Origin of the sequence: Methanosarcina flavescens (assembly GCF_001304615.2) — an archaeon.
GTDB lineage: Archaea > Halobacteriota > Methanosarcinia > Methanosarcinales > Methanosarcinaceae > Methanosarcina > Methanosarcina flavescens.
The window spans coordinates 2,047,378-2,063,520 of sequence record NZ_CP032683.1 but is presented as its reverse complement, the minus strand read 5'-3'; the positions used below and the strand labels follow the sequence as shown (position 1 = coordinate 2,063,520).

Annotated in this window: 12 protein-coding genes and 1 CRISPR repeat array (1 of these 13 only partly in view); of the genes, 10 read left to right on the top strand and 2 right to left on the bottom strand. The window is 37.1% G+C overall.

Annotation, left to right across the window (positions count from 1 at the left end; all coding sequences use genetic code 11):
• Positions 1 to 4,090: a CRISPR direct-repeat array (repeat unit 37 nt; unit sequence ATTCGAATGCAAGATCCACTAAAACAAGGATTGAAAC) (it extends 2,297 nt beyond the left edge of the window).
• A gap of 414 nt (positions 4,091 to 4,504) precedes the next feature.
• Entirely contained in the window at positions 4,505 to 4,762 is a 258-nt protein-coding gene (locus tag AOB57_RS09120; protein ID WP_048167732.1) for a hypothetical protein, read from the top strand.
• 121 nt (positions 4,763 to 4,883) lie between these two features.
• Positions 4,884 to 6,326, top strand: coding sequence for a radical SAM protein (locus AOB57_RS09115; RefSeq protein ID WP_054298344.1), 1,443 nt, complete (start codon positions 4,884 to 4,886; stop codon positions 6,324 to 6,326).
• Positions 6,327 to 6,637: 311 nt separating this feature from the next.
• On the opposite strand, the gene AOB57_RS09110 is transcribed toward AOB57_RS09115, so the two are convergent.
• Positions 6,638 to 7,129, bottom strand: coding sequence for a stage III sporulation protein AH (locus AOB57_RS09110; RefSeq protein ID WP_226999460.1), 492 nt, complete (start codon positions 7,127 to 7,129; stop codon positions 6,638 to 6,640).
• Positions 7,130 to 7,301: 172 nt separating this feature from the next.
• Here AOB57_RS09110 and AOB57_RS09105 point away from each other — a divergent pair, with 172 nt between their 5' ends.
• The 8 genes from AOB57_RS09105 (at position 7,302) to cmr6 (ending at position 14,453) form a co-directional block, all read left to right on the top strand.
• Positions 7,302 to 7,568 carry a hypothetical protein gene (locus tag AOB57_RS09105; RefSeq protein WP_054298345.1) on the top strand — a complete coding sequence of 89 codons (267 nt, stop codon included), beginning with the start codon at positions 7,302 to 7,304 and terminating at the stop codon, positions 7,566 to 7,568.
• A gap of 121 nt (positions 7,569 to 7,689) precedes the next feature.
• Positions 7,690 to 8,364 (top strand): CRISPR-associated endonuclease Cas6, encoded by a 675-nt coding sequence (locus AOB57_RS09100; RefSeq protein WP_054298346.1) that lies wholly within the window; start codon positions 7,690 to 7,692, stop codon positions 8,362 to 8,364.
• Between the two features lie 47 nt (positions 8,365 to 8,411).
• The gene (gene cmr1 / locus AOB57_RS09095; protein ID WP_048167727.1) at positions 8,412 to 9,257 is read left to right on the top strand and encodes a type III-B CRISPR module RAMP protein Cmr1; all 846 of its coding nucleotides are present in this window, start codon (positions 8,412 to 8,414) and stop codon (positions 9,255 to 9,257) included.
• Positions 9,254 to 11,026 carry a type III-B CRISPR-associated protein Cas10/Cmr2 gene (gene cas10, locus AOB57_RS09090; protein WP_048167726.1) on the top strand — a complete coding sequence of 591 codons (1,773 nt, stop codon included), beginning with the start codon at positions 9,254 to 9,256 and terminating at the stop codon, positions 11,024 to 11,026. The genes cmr1 and cas10 overlap by 4 nt, the downstream gene beginning before the upstream one ends.
• Complete coding sequence (gene cmr3, locus AOB57_RS09085; protein ID WP_054298347.1) at positions 11,026 to 12,105, top strand: type III-B CRISPR module-associated protein Cmr3; 1,080 nt, start codon at positions 11,026 to 11,028, stop codon at positions 12,103 to 12,105. The genes cas10 and cmr3 overlap by 1 nt, the downstream gene beginning before the upstream one ends.
• 28 nt (positions 12,106 to 12,133) lie before the next feature.
• Positions 12,134 to 13,078, top strand: coding sequence for a type III-B CRISPR module RAMP protein Cmr4 (cmr4, locus tag AOB57_RS09080; protein ID WP_048167724.1), 945 nt, complete (start codon positions 12,134 to 12,136; stop codon positions 13,076 to 13,078).
• 15 nt (positions 13,079 to 13,093) lie between these two features.
• The gene (cmr5, locus tag AOB57_RS09075; protein ID WP_048167723.1) at positions 13,094 to 13,522 is read left to right on the top strand and encodes a type III-B CRISPR module-associated protein Cmr5; all 429 of its coding nucleotides are present in this window, start codon (positions 13,094 to 13,096) and stop codon (positions 13,520 to 13,522) included.
• Entirely contained in the window at positions 13,506 to 14,453 is a 948-nt protein-coding gene (gene cmr6 / locus AOB57_RS09070) for a type III-B CRISPR module RAMP protein Cmr6 (RefSeq protein WP_052721876.1), read from the top strand. Before cmr5 ends, cmr6 begins: the two co-directional genes overlap by 17 nt.
• Before the next feature lie 134 nt (positions 14,454 to 14,587).
• Here cmr6 and AOB57_RS09065 read toward each other — a convergent pair whose 3' ends face one another.
• Positions 14,588 to 15,910, bottom strand: coding sequence for a TIGR02710 family CRISPR-associated CARF protein (locus tag AOB57_RS09065; protein WP_054298348.1), 1,323 nt, complete (start codon positions 15,908 to 15,910; stop codon positions 14,588 to 14,590).
• Positions 15,911 to 16,143: the final 233 nt, after the last annotated feature.

Genomic DNA, 16,143 nt, shown 5'->3' with positions numbered 1-16,143 from the left:
CATTTTCCTGAATAATGTTAGCGATTTGAATATTCGAATGCAAGATCCACTAAAACAAGGATTGAAACTATGCGAAACTCCAGGAATGAGGCCTCAATCCAGGATTCGAATGCAAGATCCACTAAAACAAGGATTGAAACACTCTCTCGCTCGTGATATTTTCAAGATATAACTTTTATTCGAATGCAAGATCCACTAAAACAAGGATTGAAACTTGCCTACAGTTTGATACTCAATCGTGCCTACAGCTATTCGAATGCAAGATCCACTAAAACAAGGATTGAAACCGGCGACTCGCTGGCATGAAGACGACCTGATAGGATTCGAATGCAAGATCCACTAAAACAAGGATTGAAACGCGGTTGGGACTAAATTTTTTAAAGGTATGCAGCCGAATTCGAATGCAAGATCCACTAAAACAAGGATTGAAACAACTGCTCAATTTCAGGATGTGCAGCCGAGTACCCCATTCGAATGCAAGATCCACTAAAACAAGGATTGAAACCTCATAAAGTCGTCTGATTCAAAATCCGCATACAGGGATTCGAATGCAAGATCCACTAAAACAAGGATTGAAACTTTAGAGGGAGGATGTTAGGATTGCCGGAAGGCAATATTCGAATGCAAGATCCACTAAAACAAGGATTGAAACCTTTTGTAAGCCCGTCAGAAGGCACATAAACAAGGGATTCGAATGCAAGATCCACTAAAACAAGGATTGAAACGAAAAAAAATAATCAGGATAATTTTGCTTTCGCTGCATTCGAATGCAAGATCCACTAAAACAAGGATTGAAACCACAGATGTTTGCAACGGCATAATCTCCCGAAGGCATATTCGAATGCAAGATCCACTAAAACAAGGATTGAAACAGCCCATTGCGTAGCCTTCCCAGATTGGTATGCCTGATTCGAATGCAAGATCCACTAAAACAAGGATTGAAACTAAATCTGTCCAAGCCCAGCAAAAAAGAAGGATGCAAATTCGAATGCAAGATCCACTAAAACAAGGATTGAAACTTTATGTGTTCCTTTTCTTCAAGAAGATATTTCGTGATTCGAATGCAAGATCCACTAAAACAAGGATTGAAACTCACATTGAAGACTGAAAACGAATAACCCATTTTTACATTCGAATGCAAGATCCACTAAAACAAGGATTGAAACAGATGCTGTGCACGTTTCCAGCTCGGGACGAAATGGGATTCGAATGCAAGATCCACTAAAACAAGGATTGAAACTGCACTTAATAAGAACGATGATTATAATACTCGGCTTATTCGAATGCAAGATCCACTAAAACAAGGATTGAAACTTATCAGATGTAATAATTTTGTAATCTTTGAGAAGGATTCGAATGCAAGATCCACTAAAACAAGGATTGAAACAGTAGACCCTTTGGAGGGCGCATTCCCCAAAGAGCCATTCGAATGCAAGATCCACTAAAACAAGGATTGAAACTTCCCTTTTCTGTATCTACAACCTGAAGCGGAAGATCTATTCGAATGCAAGATCCACTAAAACAAGGATTGAAACAAACACCTTCTTAATCTTCCTCTCCAACCAATCCATTCGAATGCAAGATCCACTAAAACAAGGATTGAAACCATCCTCCGGCAGGGGGCATCATGCCATATAGCACCCATTCGAATGCAAGATCCACTAAAACAAGGATTGAAACCAGTACCATAAATAAAGGTAATCTAGTCGTTGATTGATTCGAATGCAAGATCCACTAAAACAAGGATTGAAACCTAGACAAGCTTTCAAAATTGCATTAACCTGTGTTGCATTCGAATGCAAGATCCACTAAAACAAGGATTGAAACATCAATGGTATTGCAGCAGCCGAGCAGCACCCCGAAAGATTCGAATGCAAGATCCACTAAAACAAGGATTGAAACCGGGATAAATTAATTTCAATGGTTCCCAGGCATAAATTCGAATGCAAGATCCACTAAAACAAGGATTGAAACTGATAAATATGCTTCACTTGTAGGATACGAAGAGGATTCGAATGCAAGATCCACTAAAACAAGGATTGAAACATTATAATGCAGGTATTGCCGTCGGGGGATGGAATGATTCGAATGCAAGATCCACTAAAACAAGGATTGAAACATCTTATCCAACTCTAAACAGTACGAGTTTATTGAATTCGAATGCAAGATCCACTAAAACAAGGATTGAAACCGCTTGCAAAAAGTGTATATCCGGTCCCGATGTTCATTATTCGAATGCAAGATCCACTAAAACAAGGATTGAAACATGCTTTTTTCACAGACTCCGCGATATTATCCAGATTCGAATGCAAGATCCACTAAAACAAGGATTGAAACTCGATTGTATTGTACGCATTAAAACAGTGATTGAATGATTCGAATGCAAGATCCACTAAAACAAGGATTGAAACTAATAGGGGATCTTGTGACCATAGAGGATTATAAGATTCGAATGCAAGATCCACTAAAACAAGGATTGAAACAAATGTTCTGCCCGTTCAAGCTGAAAGTTAGCATGATTCGAATGCAAGATCCACTAAAACAAGGATTGAAACCTCAGAAAAGAAGCATTCCTAGCCGACCCCATGATATTCGAATGCAAGATCCACTAAAACAAGGATTGAAACCTTCTATCAGGGTATGTCCTATTTGCTCAGTGGCGGTATTCGAATGCAAGATCCACTAAAACAAGGATTGAAACTTCCCGTGATTCTCAGAAATTTAGAATAGTTCTCTATTCGAATGCAAGATCCACTAAAACAAGGATTGAAACGGCTCATACTGTTTTGAGTGATCATCATTCGCAAAAATTCGAATGCAAGATCCACTAAAACAAGGATTGAAACCAGCCGATGTTTTTGACTTCTTCCCATCGGTCATTTTTATTCGAATGCAAGATCCACTAAAACAAGGATTGAAACTAAGTGATTGAACCCGAGGAAAAAATAATCCACGAATTCGAATGCAAGATCCACTAAAACAAGGATTGAAACTACATTTCGTTTTTCTTCACTAAGTTTTTAGCTTTGATTCGAATGCAAGATCCACTAAAACAAGGATTGAAACCAGCGTATAGGGTTGTCATGTTCGTAGGCATGAATAATTCGAATGCAAGATCCACTAAAACAAGGATTGAAACTCGGTTGCTATGTGTTGTGTGAGATTTAGAATCATTATTCGAATGCAAGATCCACTAAAACAAGGATTGAAACCGGTTGTAATCGTTATTATCGGGACCTTATGGCCTCATTCGAATGCAAGATCCACTAAAACAAGGATTGAAACACGTTTTGAACTTGTCACCTGGTAATACAGTGTCCTATTCGAATGCAAGATCCACTAAAACAAGGATTGAAACAAAGCATTGACGAAGAAACGGGACTGTGTAGCGAAATTCGAATGCAAGATCCACTAAAACAAGGATTGAAACCTCACTACATACGGCTGCCCTTTATTTTCTCCATGTAATTCGAATGCAAGATCCACTAAAACAAGGATTGAAACCATGTGGGTCGGTGGATAGGCAACCATAATGTACAATTCGAATGCAAGATCCACTAAAACAAGGATTGAAACAAAAGTAGGGTCGCTTCTCTCTGGTCGGCTTCGTCACATTCGAATGCAAGATCCACTAAAACAAGGATTGAAACTTGATTATATTTTGCTTGTTCCAACTTCCCTAATCGAATTCGAATGCAAGATCCACTAAAACAAGGATTGAAACTAAAAAATCCTCCCACAGTTCGTACATCTATATATCTTATTCGAATGCAAGATCCACTAAAACAAGGATTGAAACTACAAACAAGCTCAAATAATGCTAGAGTATTTCAATATTCGAATGCAAGATCCACTAAAACAAGGATTGAAACATTATTGCCGGTCATGGTATGTATCAGGCGGCACTTATTCGAATGCAAGATCCACTAAAACAAGGATTGAAACTGGATGGGAGGAACTTGTAGAATGCAAGATACATTAATTCGAATGCAAGATCCACTAAAACAAGGATTGAAACTTTCGAAGCGGGATTTAAAGTTCCCCTGTTTCATCATTCGAATGCAAGATCCACTAAAACAAGGATTGAAACATTTTACTTCGTAATGTTTTTGCGTGGCGATATCATATTCGCGAACAAATCTGCCAGATATTTTATTATAATTGTCGAATGAAATAGAACTTGGAATAACCTTCTGAAAATAAGATCCTATAATGTACCTGATATAGTATCTAAGCATATTGTCAGATATAATATACACAAACATGTAGGCTAATATAAGATACTTATAATCCTGAAGATTTATTCTTTACTTTTCTTATATAATTACACGTATAGGGGTTTAGCAGAGCTTATGCGATTGGATTTAAAATAATGGTTTTAGACCTTTAAATTATTAAATTTACATTAAAACCTTAATGTCTATGTGCTTGTTTTTGAGCTTCAATTGCATAAACTCTGTTTATAAAAAGGACAGACTATACAAATAATTGGAGGGGTATTAGAGTGAAGGAACGTGAAATACCAGGGCTTATAGAGCTGAAGATGGAATTTGAAAGCAAGCTGTCAGGCATAAAAGAGTACCAAGAGTTGAAAGCTGAGTTTGACAGGAGTGCCATGGGCTTGATAAAAGAGGCGATTCGTAGCAAAGGCATCAGATTAGAAAGCGGACGAACCCCTGGCAGTCAGCCATCTCTTGCTGTGGGCTGCGGCTTCTGTGAAGTATGCATAACTGCCTGCACTGACTGCGTAGCCTATTCTTAAAAGGAAGCGATCAATTAGGGATAGATGGGTACAAAACCCCTTATCCAACTATTTTTACCCAAAGCTTAACCAAGGGCTCACATTTGACGGAATGATTTGACGGAATGATTGGAGACCTGACATGCTGAAAGATGATAATTACCTCAAGCTGAAACCTGAATGGGTTTTAAGAAACGACGGTAACAAGGTCATACTTTACCTAACCTCCACCAAGAACATAGAATACCAGATATTAGATCCAGTAACAGCCACGGTTATAAGCCTGATAAACGGCAGGCGCTGTGTAGGGGATCTGACAAAGACAATAGGCTTCCTGTTCGATATATCCACAGACTCATCCAGATCACTATTAGAAAACATAGTTAACGTGCTCAACGATAAGCTAGAGAAAATCGATGTACTTGACGTTCCAGACACCACGGCTGTAGAATATAATCCTCTGGATTTCCTCGTATCCCCGGAAGAGTTCGTATGCCAGCACAGGCTAGCCAGGCCCTTGACTTTGATGCTGTACTTCAGCGGCTGGTGCCAGACAAACTGTATCTACTGCTATGCAGATCTTACTAACATGCGTAAGCTTAATCACATGTCCCTGGGACAATGGATGGAGATAATGGAGCAGGCCAGGGATCTCGGCATACGTATGCTCCAGCTTACAGGGGGAGACCCGATGAGCAGGCCGAACTCAGCGGAGTTTCTGGCAAGGCTTACAGAGATGGGATTCATATTCCTGGCATCTACAAAGTGCTATGTCAGTCTGGATGATGCTAATCGACTGGCTGAAGCTGGATGGAATAACCCCGTAAATGGCGTCAACAGAGAATTTCAGGTCAGCATTGATAGCCCGGACCCGGAAACAGCTGATCGCTTAATGAGGTGTAAAGGCTACCTCAGCAGAGCGACAGAGACGCTGCAGAATCTCATGGATGCAGATATAGAGCCAAAGGTCAAGGCCGTTTTGACCCCAATCAATTACCATCAGGCCTATGATCATGTCGAAACCTTTTCTGAGCTTGGTATTAGAACCTTCCAGTTCACCAACTATGCAAGAAGTCACTACCGCCATGATGATCATCTGTTCCTCACTGATGAAATGAAATTGAAGGCTTCAGATCTCTTAAAAGCTGCAAAGGAGAGCTGGCCTGACCTGATAATAGAAGGAGATGCAGTAAAGTATACTCCCCCTAGTCCTGAGAACCAAAAAGAGAGGAGAAAAAACTGGGAGTCCAGAGCAGGTTGTTCTGCAGGCAGAACTACGCTTGGGATCGCACCTGATGGAAGCGCTGTATTGTGCGAACAGATGCCCCTTGATGCAAAGTACTTCTTTGGAGACCTTAAAAGACAGTCGATAATGGAGGTCTGGAACTCCCCAGAGCTTCTCAGATTCATCTGCCCGCCGAGGGAGAATTTTGTCGGCACCCCGTGTCAACTCTGCACGGATTTCAATAATTGTATCCATGATAAAGGCTACTGCTTCAGAGATGCATTATTCGCCTACGGAAGAATACACCACCCACCGCCGGACTGTCCCCAGATGCCGGTGGGAGCTTACAGATTAACCTGAGATGGCTGTGGATAGAAGCTAATACATTTGGCAGTAAATAAAAACATGGCCGGCGGACTGCAGGGATCTCAATCCAACTCCGGGATTTTATAATCAGCAAAATTTCCGGATAGTTACGGAAATAAAAAACAATTCAAAGGAACCGAATAGTTACTTACCATCTGTGGGTTTGTAACTACCGGGTTTTCTATAAAATTGATGAAGAAGAAAAGAAAGTACATATCTTCGATATTTTGGCCGCTGAACAGGCACATAAGAAATATAGAAGATATAAGCTGCTGTAAAAACAAGAATTGAAACCTCGATCTTCATCAATACCAATTAGACAGGGTTTTAAACGCCCCGCTTGCTTTTCTTGCCTTAAGGCCTTCTATGCTCATGATTCTGTCGATCTCAGACTCGTCGTCGCTAAGAATATAGCTAATTTTTTCATGAGCTGTGTTTACTAGCCATGGTTTACCATTCTTATAAAAACTCAAGTCTTCGAGAGGCCATATCCAACTACTGTAAAGTGAATTTGAAACCTCTTTTATTATCTCTCTGGCTTCCGGACTGGCACGGTAATAATAAACATATGCAAACTGGTCACATAGTATTGTGCCTGGCCATTCTGATTGCTTATTCATTTCTATTAAATGATCATTTAGCTTTTCCAATATGGATTTACCCTTATCGTCTAATTTAGTTTCTTCATATACAACGAGAGTAAACCTATCACATAAATCAAAAGCCAGATCTATCAGGTGCCTATAAACATCGTTTTTGGGTTCAGAAGCGATATCTATCAAGTTTCTCCTGTACATCAAGTTTTCTCCGTAAAAGTTGATTTGTAACCATCCATGCAAATACGATTAAATCATTAATTATTCAAAGGAATCTTTGAATTATGCAGACATATTCTGGCAAAAGACAACATTCTGTTTAAAATTATTCAGTTATTAAGTACATAGTTCTTTCTCTATTTTATTAATAAGTTTGGAGGAAAATGGGACAGGAAGTAGTATAAGAATTATACCCACTGAAGAGTCGATTGAAAAGATAAGTGAGAGCATAGAAGAGATTGAACGCACAGAAAAAGAAGACTTTGTCTATAAAGAAGAAGATAAGTCGCTCAATAATAAGATCAAAAATATATACAAAGTTATTGTTCTCTGGATAAACTGTTACAAGCATACGGATTGTGCGGCTGGAATTGAAAATATTGAGCGGAGTCTTGGCGAGAAAATACAAAACATTATTTAAATATATACGAAGATTTTATTTTGTTACAGATTCTCCTTTATAAATATCAAAATGTATATATGATAAGAGAAAATAATAACAAAATTAGAAAAGATATTATTTAAAAAATTATCCATATTTCATGACTCCGGAAAATATTAAACTCAAGACTCTTGAAATGACCTTTGAAGGCCCAGAGGAGTTCAGGGGTAATGCAAATCAGATCCGCGGTTTCTTTGCGTCAAAATTCAATGAATACGACCAGCTCCATAACCACAATACTGACAGATTTTATTACCGCTACCCTCTGGTACAATATAAGGTTCTTGACAGGATGCTGCTTATAGTTGGCATAAATGAAGGGGCAGAAATTTTGAAAGGTTTATTTGACAAATTTGATACCGTCACTCTTCCTCATCAAAACTTTGAAATCACAGAGCGGTCTCTGAGGCTTAAAAAACAGGATTTCGGCCTGACAAAAAGCCTTTACTTTTACGAATTTCTCACTCCCTGGCTTGCCCTCAACAAAGAAAACAAAGAAAAGTTCTTTGAGACTAGAAACCCTGAAGAACAAAAGGAAATCCTCAGGAAGACGCTTGTAGGAAACCTGCTCTCTATGTCAAAGGCTTTTGGATATACAGTTCCTGATACCATAAAATGTGATGTCAATGTGGAAGTCAAGCGTTCAAAGTACAAAAATCTGGATTTTACTTCTTTTACAGGCGGTTTTATGACCAATTTTCTGATTCCGGATTTTATTGGAATAGGAAAAGGAGTTGCAAAAGGGTTTGGGACTGTGAGGAAAATAAGGATGTGAAAACTCAATCGATATAAGTTTAATAATTTTATTTTGGAGGGCACGAGTTGGAAATAGAAAAAATAAAATGTAAAATTATTACTCCTCTTCTCATGACTGGGGCAGATGGTCGTACTCCAGAGTTAAGACCTCCTTCAATTAAAGGTATGATGAGATTCTGGTGGAGAGCTGTAAACGGACATTTGTCCCTTGAAGAATTAAAAAAGAGGGAATCTGATCTTTTTGGTGCGAGCAATGAAAAAGTAGGAAAATCCAAGATCAGGATTCGGATCCAAAGTGGGGAATTAGACCAAGGCAATTACTTCTTGCTACCTCATAAGAATATGGGACGTGTTAAGGTTATATCTCCTAATCAAGATCTTTCAATAATTTTATCGAGCTATTCTAATATTCAAGATTATAGCGATATTTTAAACCTATGTCTTATTTTGGGCGGATTTGGTAAAAGGTCTCGGCGAGGTTTTGGGAGTTTAGAGCCCGAGGATATCAATCTTGAAATTGAAGATATCTTAGAATTAATCAATCGTGTAGGCTCGAGCAATTATGACATGAAGGGTGAGAAGATAGTTTTAAAGGAAAGCTTCCTCCAAGAGTCTCAATACCCCTATTTAAAAGAAGTAATTTTTGGAGGAGAATATGAGAAGTGGGAGGAAGTACTTGAGAGTATAGGAACAGCTTCAAGCAAATGTTGTAATCGCTCTTTAGGATTTACTTCATCTAAAGGCAGGCTTGCTTCACCAATATATGTATCAGTATTGAAAAACTCAAATGGAAGGTATTTCCCAATTATCTCAACTTTGAACACAGTCTTTAATAAAGATTCTACTAAAAAAGCGAACTTCTCGGTTCAGGATAAGCTGGTTCAGGATAAGTTCAAGGCGATGATATTATGAGTCAATTTCTTTTTCTTTTTACAATAGGACCGGTTCAATCTTATATTTCCCAAGCCAGAAAAACACAGGATCTTTACGCAGGAAGCTTCCTATTATCACATCTATCAGATGCAGCGATAGATGAATTGAGTAGATTAGTCGACTCATGCGATATAATATTCCCAGATAAAGAGATAGATTCTAAACCAAGTCGTTTTATTGCCAAAATTGAATGTGAAGATCCTGAAAAAATTGGCTCTGAATTGTGCAACTTTGTCCAAAATGAATACAGGAAAATATGCGGAGATATAGTTGTAAAATTAAATTTAAATATTCCAGATGGTTTTGGCCAGCAAATAGACAATTTATTGGACTTACACTGGATTGCATTGGACTTTAAAGAAGGAGATTATGCTTCAAAATTTAGTGAGCTTGAAAGTTATTTAGGAGCAGTAAAAAATATACGCCGTTTTCAACAATTTCAAGAATCTGGCAGAAAATGCTCACTATGTGGTGAAAGAAACGTACTCTTTTATGGTGGTGACGAGAAGAGAGCATATGTTCAAGATGCGAAAAAAGTAACCCACGTTTCTAACAAATTTATTAGTGATGGAGAGGGTCTATGTGCAGTGTGCCTTTCCAAACGCTTTGCTGGCGAACATTTTAAGAAAAAATATCAGAGAAATTATCCATCAACGGCTGAAATTGCATTAATGGATACACTCTCAAAACTTGATTCCTCGCTATTAAAAGAGTATAAGAGTTTTTTTGGTAAAGACTTTGATGAACAGCTGTACTTTAAAGATAATTTGACTAAAAAATACTTTGAAAAAAATGGAATTAAAGCCGATCCAGAAGTTAGCTTGGAAAAATTAGCTAAAATCACAAACACTGCAGAACAAATGGGATTAAAATTTTCAAACTATTATGCTTTGCTTTGTCTTGATGGAGATAACATGGGGAAGTGGCTCTCTGGAGAATTTTTGGAAGACAAGGGGAAATCAGAACTTGAGAGATTTCATAGTTATCTGACGGAAAAACTTGGTAGATATGCAAATGAAGTAAAAAACATTGTTGATTCAGAAGTTAATCCAAAAGGTAAACTGGTTTATTCAGGTGGGGATGATGTTCTTGCTTTTATCAACCTTAATTATTTGTTACCTGTAATGAAAGAATTAAGGAAGAACTTCCCAGCATTTGAAGAATTTTCTTACATAAAACAAGGAAAAAAATCATCGGCTTCATGTGGTGTTTGCATTGCTCATTACAAAACGCCCCTTCAGGAAGTCCTTTCATGGGCAAGAAAAATGGAACATGAGGCGAAGTCGATTGATGGCAATAATGAGAAAGACGCGTTTGCAATTGCTGTGCTCAAAAGATCTGGAGAAATACACAAAACTGTATTCAAATGGAAGTATGGAACTTTCGATACTATCGAAGTTTTAGAAGAATTAATTAACCTTTTAAGATCCCCAAATTCTTCAGGAAATCCATCCTTTTCAGATAGTTTTGTAAAAAAACTAAATGAAGAATTTAATTTATTAATGGATGAAAATGGCAACTATTCCGAGTTTAAACTGCTCAAGACTGAGATTAAAAGATTAATAAGTAGGTCCTGTATGATGGTTAAGAAAACAGGAGAAACAGAAACAGATTTTTACACCAGAAAAGAGCAAACAATTGAAGATATAACAGAGAAGTTATATGCATTAGCTAGAGAAAGCAAATCTTTGGAGAACTTCCTGTCTCTTTTAAATACTGCGGTTTTTATTGAACGGGGGTCTAATTAATGCTGATAAAAATTGATCCTTTGGACACAATTTTTTTTAGAGATGGAAAACCATTTTCTATGGGAGAAGACACTTGGGGAAATTGCATATTCCCGCCTTCTCCCTCAGTAATATATGGCGCTATAAGGACTGTTTATTTTTCAAATCACATTGACCTACTTGAAAAAGCAAACACTGAAGAAGACCCTACTAACAATCTGGTTATAAAAGGAATTTACTTCCTAGACAATTTAGAAAATAAGAATACCCTGTATTTACCATTACCTCTTGACTTGGTCCAAAAAAAAGATGTAGAAGCTGAGATGGAAAATGAAGTAAACCTCCTTTCTCTTGTTGAGCTAAAACTGAAAAGTTCCTGTCCTACTTCTCATGTTTTGAAAGGAGATCAAGGAGTACAAGCTATTGATAATGGTCTGATAAGTGGGGAATTATTGAAAGGGTATCTATCTTGTAATAGCAAAAATTTTTCCATTCTACGATTGAATTCGAGAGTTATTACTGAGCCGAAGATAGGTATAGGCTTGAGCGGAGAGACCCACACAGCCGATGAATCTAAAATATACAGGGTGGGTATGAAAAGACTAAAAAATCTCAGCTTTTTGGTTGAATTTGAGGGTCTGGAGATTCCTGAGAAGGGCTTGCTAAAATTAGGGGGAGAAGGTAAAGCTGCTTCTTACGAAAAAATTTCGGAGCAATTAATAAATTGTAATTATTCTGAAAAGAATCTCAATAAAGATATTGAAAAATTCAAATTATATTTGTCAACTCCTGCAATCTTCCACCAAGGATGGCTCCCCTCTTGGATAGATATGAATAGTTTAGAAGGTAAGTACAAAAATTTGAAATTTAAGTTGTTGACGGCTTCAATCGGAAAATATCAGAACATTGGAGGCTTTGACCTTAAACAGAAGAAACCCAAACCTATGTGGAGGGCTACTCCTGCTGGGAGTGTTTATTACTTTAAAATTATCGAAGGAGATATCAAGGAAATTTATTCTTTGTTCAATAAACAATCAATTTCAGACGAGTATGCTAAACAGGGATTTGGTATAACATTTGTTGGAAAAGTAAATGAATAAAAAATAAATTCGGATTACTGGTGGGAAAATGTTCAAAAGAGTAAGGCCTTTTTTCTTGACTGTAGAAACCCCTCTCCATGCTGGAAGTGGTACTGACCTTGGTGTTGTAGACTTACCCATTCAAAGAGAAAGACATACCGGGTTTCCTAAATTTGAGGGCTCCGGTTTAAAAGGAGGGATAAGAGAAGCATTTGAAACTAATCATGCTGAAATAAAAGTAAATTCTCAGGAGGTCAAAATATCAGATAAAGATGTTATTTCACTGGTTTTTGGGCCGGAAAATGGAGATGATCATGGATCTGCAATTGGTTTTACAGACGCTAGGCTTTTACTCTTCCCAGTGAAATCAATGAAAGGAGTTTTTGCATGGATTACATGTCCAAAGGTATTAGGGCGTTTTATTACTGATCTCAGTCTAGCTAATGTCCAAGGAATTCCAAAATTGCCAGAAGAGAATACAGTTCCAGATGACTGTAAATTATTATTTGAGGGGAATAAGGTCATCTTAGAAGAATACACTTTTGAAGTGAAAATGGATGAGAAATGCTCAAAGTTTGCTCACTGGCTTTCAAAGAATGTGATTCCAAAGGGTCAGATTTTCAATTACTGGACACAAAAACTGCAAAAAGATCTTGTTATTTTGAGTGACGATGATTTTAAAGATTTTGTAAATCTTTCAACTGAAGTGATTACAAGAGTCAAGATCAATAACGAAACTGGAACTGTCCAAACAGGCGCTTTGTTCACTGAAGAATACCTTCCAAGTGAAACTATTCTTTACTCTCTGATTTTAACAAGTCCCATTTTTGTAGGTAAAGACAAAAACAAAAAAGTTTTTGCAAAAAATAACGGGAAAAATGAAGAAGATTTGGTGATGGAGTACTTTATCAAAGGACTACCTCCTGTAATCCAGCTGGGAGGAAACTCTACTATTGGCAAAGGAATTGTCAGAACCAGAATAATGGATCTCTAATGGGGGTAGCATTGGATGAGTGAAATAAGTACAAGAAAAGGGCTTGAGCAGGGAAGAGCGAAATTTGCATATGAGAAAGCTTTGGAAGGGAGCAAAGAAGAAAGAAAAAAAGAGTATAAAGCCTACGTAAGAAAGATACCAACATTGATTAAGACTAATGGACTGGGTGAAACTTTTGCTTTTGTAAAAGCAAAGAAAGTCAAAAGGGCTGAAGAAACTGATAAGCCGGGCTATGCCTATTATTTAATATATGACCAGACTTCTCAGTGGTTAAAAGAAAGTGGGTTTTTAAAACAAGAAAAAGATCTGGTAGAATGGATAATTTCACTTGATTCTCCAACTTATCGCGCTGTCACAAACGAGGTTTTATCCCTCTTTAAATGGCTTTCTCGTTTTTCAGAAGGACTAATTGAAGGAGAACCCGAAGATGAAAAGCAAGTCTAAGTCCACTCATCCTAATTCCAATGGAAAAAAACGTACTGAAAATAATTCTAGGAAAAACAGGCGCAACAATGAGTATTTTGAATATATCATGCCCTCGGATACTAGAAAGTTAATTGAGGGAAATATTGGCTCAATTGACAATTATGCTTTAAAATTAAACAAAGCCTCTCCTTTTGACTATAAAGAGGAGAAATTTAAGCTTTTTGAAAAGGATAAGAAAGATGTCTTGATAAACATCGAACCCAATTTTTCTGGCATAAACTTTTCGGCTCTTTCAGATAGATATAGAGACAGCCTCAAAAAATTAGGTTTAGAAGTTAAATCAGGCATCTATAAAATTGATTGGAAACTTGCAATTGGTCTTGGGAATGAATCCGTTTATGAAACATCGATAAAGCTTCATCACATATATGGCATCCCATACATTCCTGGAAGTTCAATTAAGGGCGCTATTCGAAGTCATATAATTTTAGAGAAATTCGGTAAAGATAAAAATGGAAACCTTGATTTAAAAAAGGCTGAAGCTCGTGCATTAGAAGATCAAGAATTCTGTGATATATTCGGGTGTCCAAAAGAGAGTTTATATGAAGAAAGCAGGCAGGGAAAAGTGATATTTTTTGATGCTTTACCCTTATCCAAACCTAAAATTGAACCTGAAATAATGAACCCTCATTTTTCTGAATACTATTCTGATAGTTCAAACACGGTACCTCCTGCTGATTATCACGATCCAAAGCCCATATTCTTTTTAGTTGTGAAAGATACGAAATTTGAATTTACAGTTGGATCAAAAAACACAAATTTGTTATCAGTTGCCTACGATTGGATGAATAAAACTCTCAAAGAACATGGTATTGGGGCTAAAACTTCTGTTGGATACGGGTACTTCGAGGAAAATATTGATTTAGAATCTACTATAAAAAATGTTTAAAAATTAAATAGAAAAATTGGAAATATAAAATACACTTCAAAAAAAGAAATTAACTCATGCCTGAATACAAAGATGCGGTTAAGGTGTTGACATAGAATAGGCTTTTGCTGAGAAACAATCCCGATTTTCCTCTTTTAGATTTTTTCCAATAGTTTTTCTGCAGTCGCAAATTGGTTTCTTTTAACGTACCTTTTCCCTAAAGTATTGAGAAAAGGATCAAGAACCTCTTTCACAAAAGCTTCATAGAATATTTCGTATTGTTCATTGGAAATTGGGGTCATTCCATGTGCGAATAGCGATTTATTGCGGATGGAAAGAGAATTAATTAGTTTCTTCTGGCTTCTGATATAAAGCTTCCCCAGTTCATCTTCTGAGTTTAGCTTATTCAAAAGTTCATAACTATTTCGAAGTCCTATTTCTACCTTCCCATTTGCTCCTTTTCTGGCTTCGTATTCTACCTTTAATGCTTCTGGAAGCCTTTCAAGATCTACATCCCCAGTATCGATCGAATAGTTATTACATAAATGAATCTGCACAAGCATTTCCATTGCTCGGTACAGCCTTCCGACAGCATCATCGTATCTGCCTTGACTTGCCCGTCGCTCTGCATTCAATACAAGATCCTCAACGAGTTCATACCCACAACCCTTTGGGGATAAGCTAATTCCCTCAACTTTACAATTATTCAACCCTTCATCAAATCTGATTCTACTATTCACCACAGCCTCTAAAAACATAATATTTTCAGGAGCAACTCCACGGTTTTGGTACAATAGTTCCCATGCTTTAACGTGATCAAAATGATCCCAAGCTAAATAAGCTCTTGAAAACAAAAAAAGCCTTTGGATTTTTTTATCGAAATCTTCTGGAATGTCAGGAACCATAATGATCTCGTCAAAAATAGTTAAAGCTCCCACATAGTCGTATCTGTCTATTAATTTTTTAACCTGTTCAAATTGCCTATTGAGAAAAGCAAAATTTGCCTGAGTTAATTTTATTCGCTGAGTTCCATCCTGAACTTTTATAAGATCATTTCTCTTACCTGATACTACACAAAGCTTAATACCACAAAAATCATGAGATGCTACAGCAAGTCCTCCAGACATTGATTTCGTTCCGCCTGTATAATCCACAATTATTTCAGTGTTTATATTATCCCGCAAGATCTCGTTTAGAATTTTAAGGCTATCTACATAGCAGTCATTTAAACTGTCTTCGTTTCTAATAAGATGAATGAAAAACCGTTTGTTTTTCTCATTTTCAGCTATCCCACATTGTGTTAATACATTCGGCTGATCTGGATTCTCCGGATCCTTTCCGCAAACTTTTCCCTCTCCATCAATACTTTTCTTACTATTTTCTGAACAGAGAAAATGTATTATATCAGGCCTATTTTGTCGGATTGACGTAACTAGAGGGGCACAAGAGCCTCCTACTGTCATAACGAGTACTTTCATATTTTTACCTCCACAAGTTTACCTTAACCCAGTAATGAAAATTTTCAGATTTAATCTGTTCAAAATAGTTTGTGTATAACCCAAGCCTTAATCTTTGTCTCAGTTGAGCTTGCTCGCAAATGAGCCTATTATTCAAGCTTTTAACAAGAAAGCTACAACAATGCATCTTAACAGCTAACTTTTTGACAAAAATTTTCAAATTATTCATAAATACAGAAGAATACTTTTTTAAT

Excerpts from the sequence above, each read along its gene's own strand:
- AOB57_RS09115 (WP_054298344.1), top strand. The coding sequence starts at position 4,884 with ATGCTGAAAGATGATAATTACCTCAAGCTGAAACCTGAATGGGTTTTA.
- AOB57_RS09110 (WP_226999460.1), bottom strand. The coding sequence starts at position 7,129 with ATGTACAGGAGAAACTTGATAGATATCGCTTCTGAACCCAAAAACGAT.
- AOB57_RS09100 (WP_054298346.1), top strand. The coding sequence starts at position 7,690 with ATGACTCCGGAAAATATTAAACTCAAGACTCTTGAAATGACCTTTGAA.
- cas10 (WP_048167726.1), top strand. The coding sequence starts at position 9,254 with ATGAGTCAATTTCTTTTTCTTTTTACAATAGGACCGGTTCAATCTTAT.
- cmr3 (WP_054298347.1), top strand. The coding sequence starts at position 11,026 with ATGCTGATAAAAATTGATCCTTTGGACACAATTTTTTTTAGAGATGGA.
- cmr4 (WP_048167724.1), top strand. The coding sequence starts at position 12,134 with ATGTTCAAAAGAGTAAGGCCTTTTTTCTTGACTGTAGAAACCCCTCTC.
- cmr5 (WP_048167723.1), top strand. The coding sequence starts at position 13,094 with ATGAGTGAAATAAGTACAAGAAAAGGGCTTGAGCAGGGAAGAGCGAAA.
- cmr6 (WP_052721876.1), top strand. The coding sequence starts at position 13,506 with ATGAAAAGCAAGTCTAAGTCCACTCATCCTAATTCCAATGGAAAAAAA.
- AOB57_RS09065 (WP_054298348.1), bottom strand. The coding sequence starts at position 15,910 with ATGAAAGTACTCGTTATGACAGTAGGAGGCTCTTGTGCCCCTCTAGTT.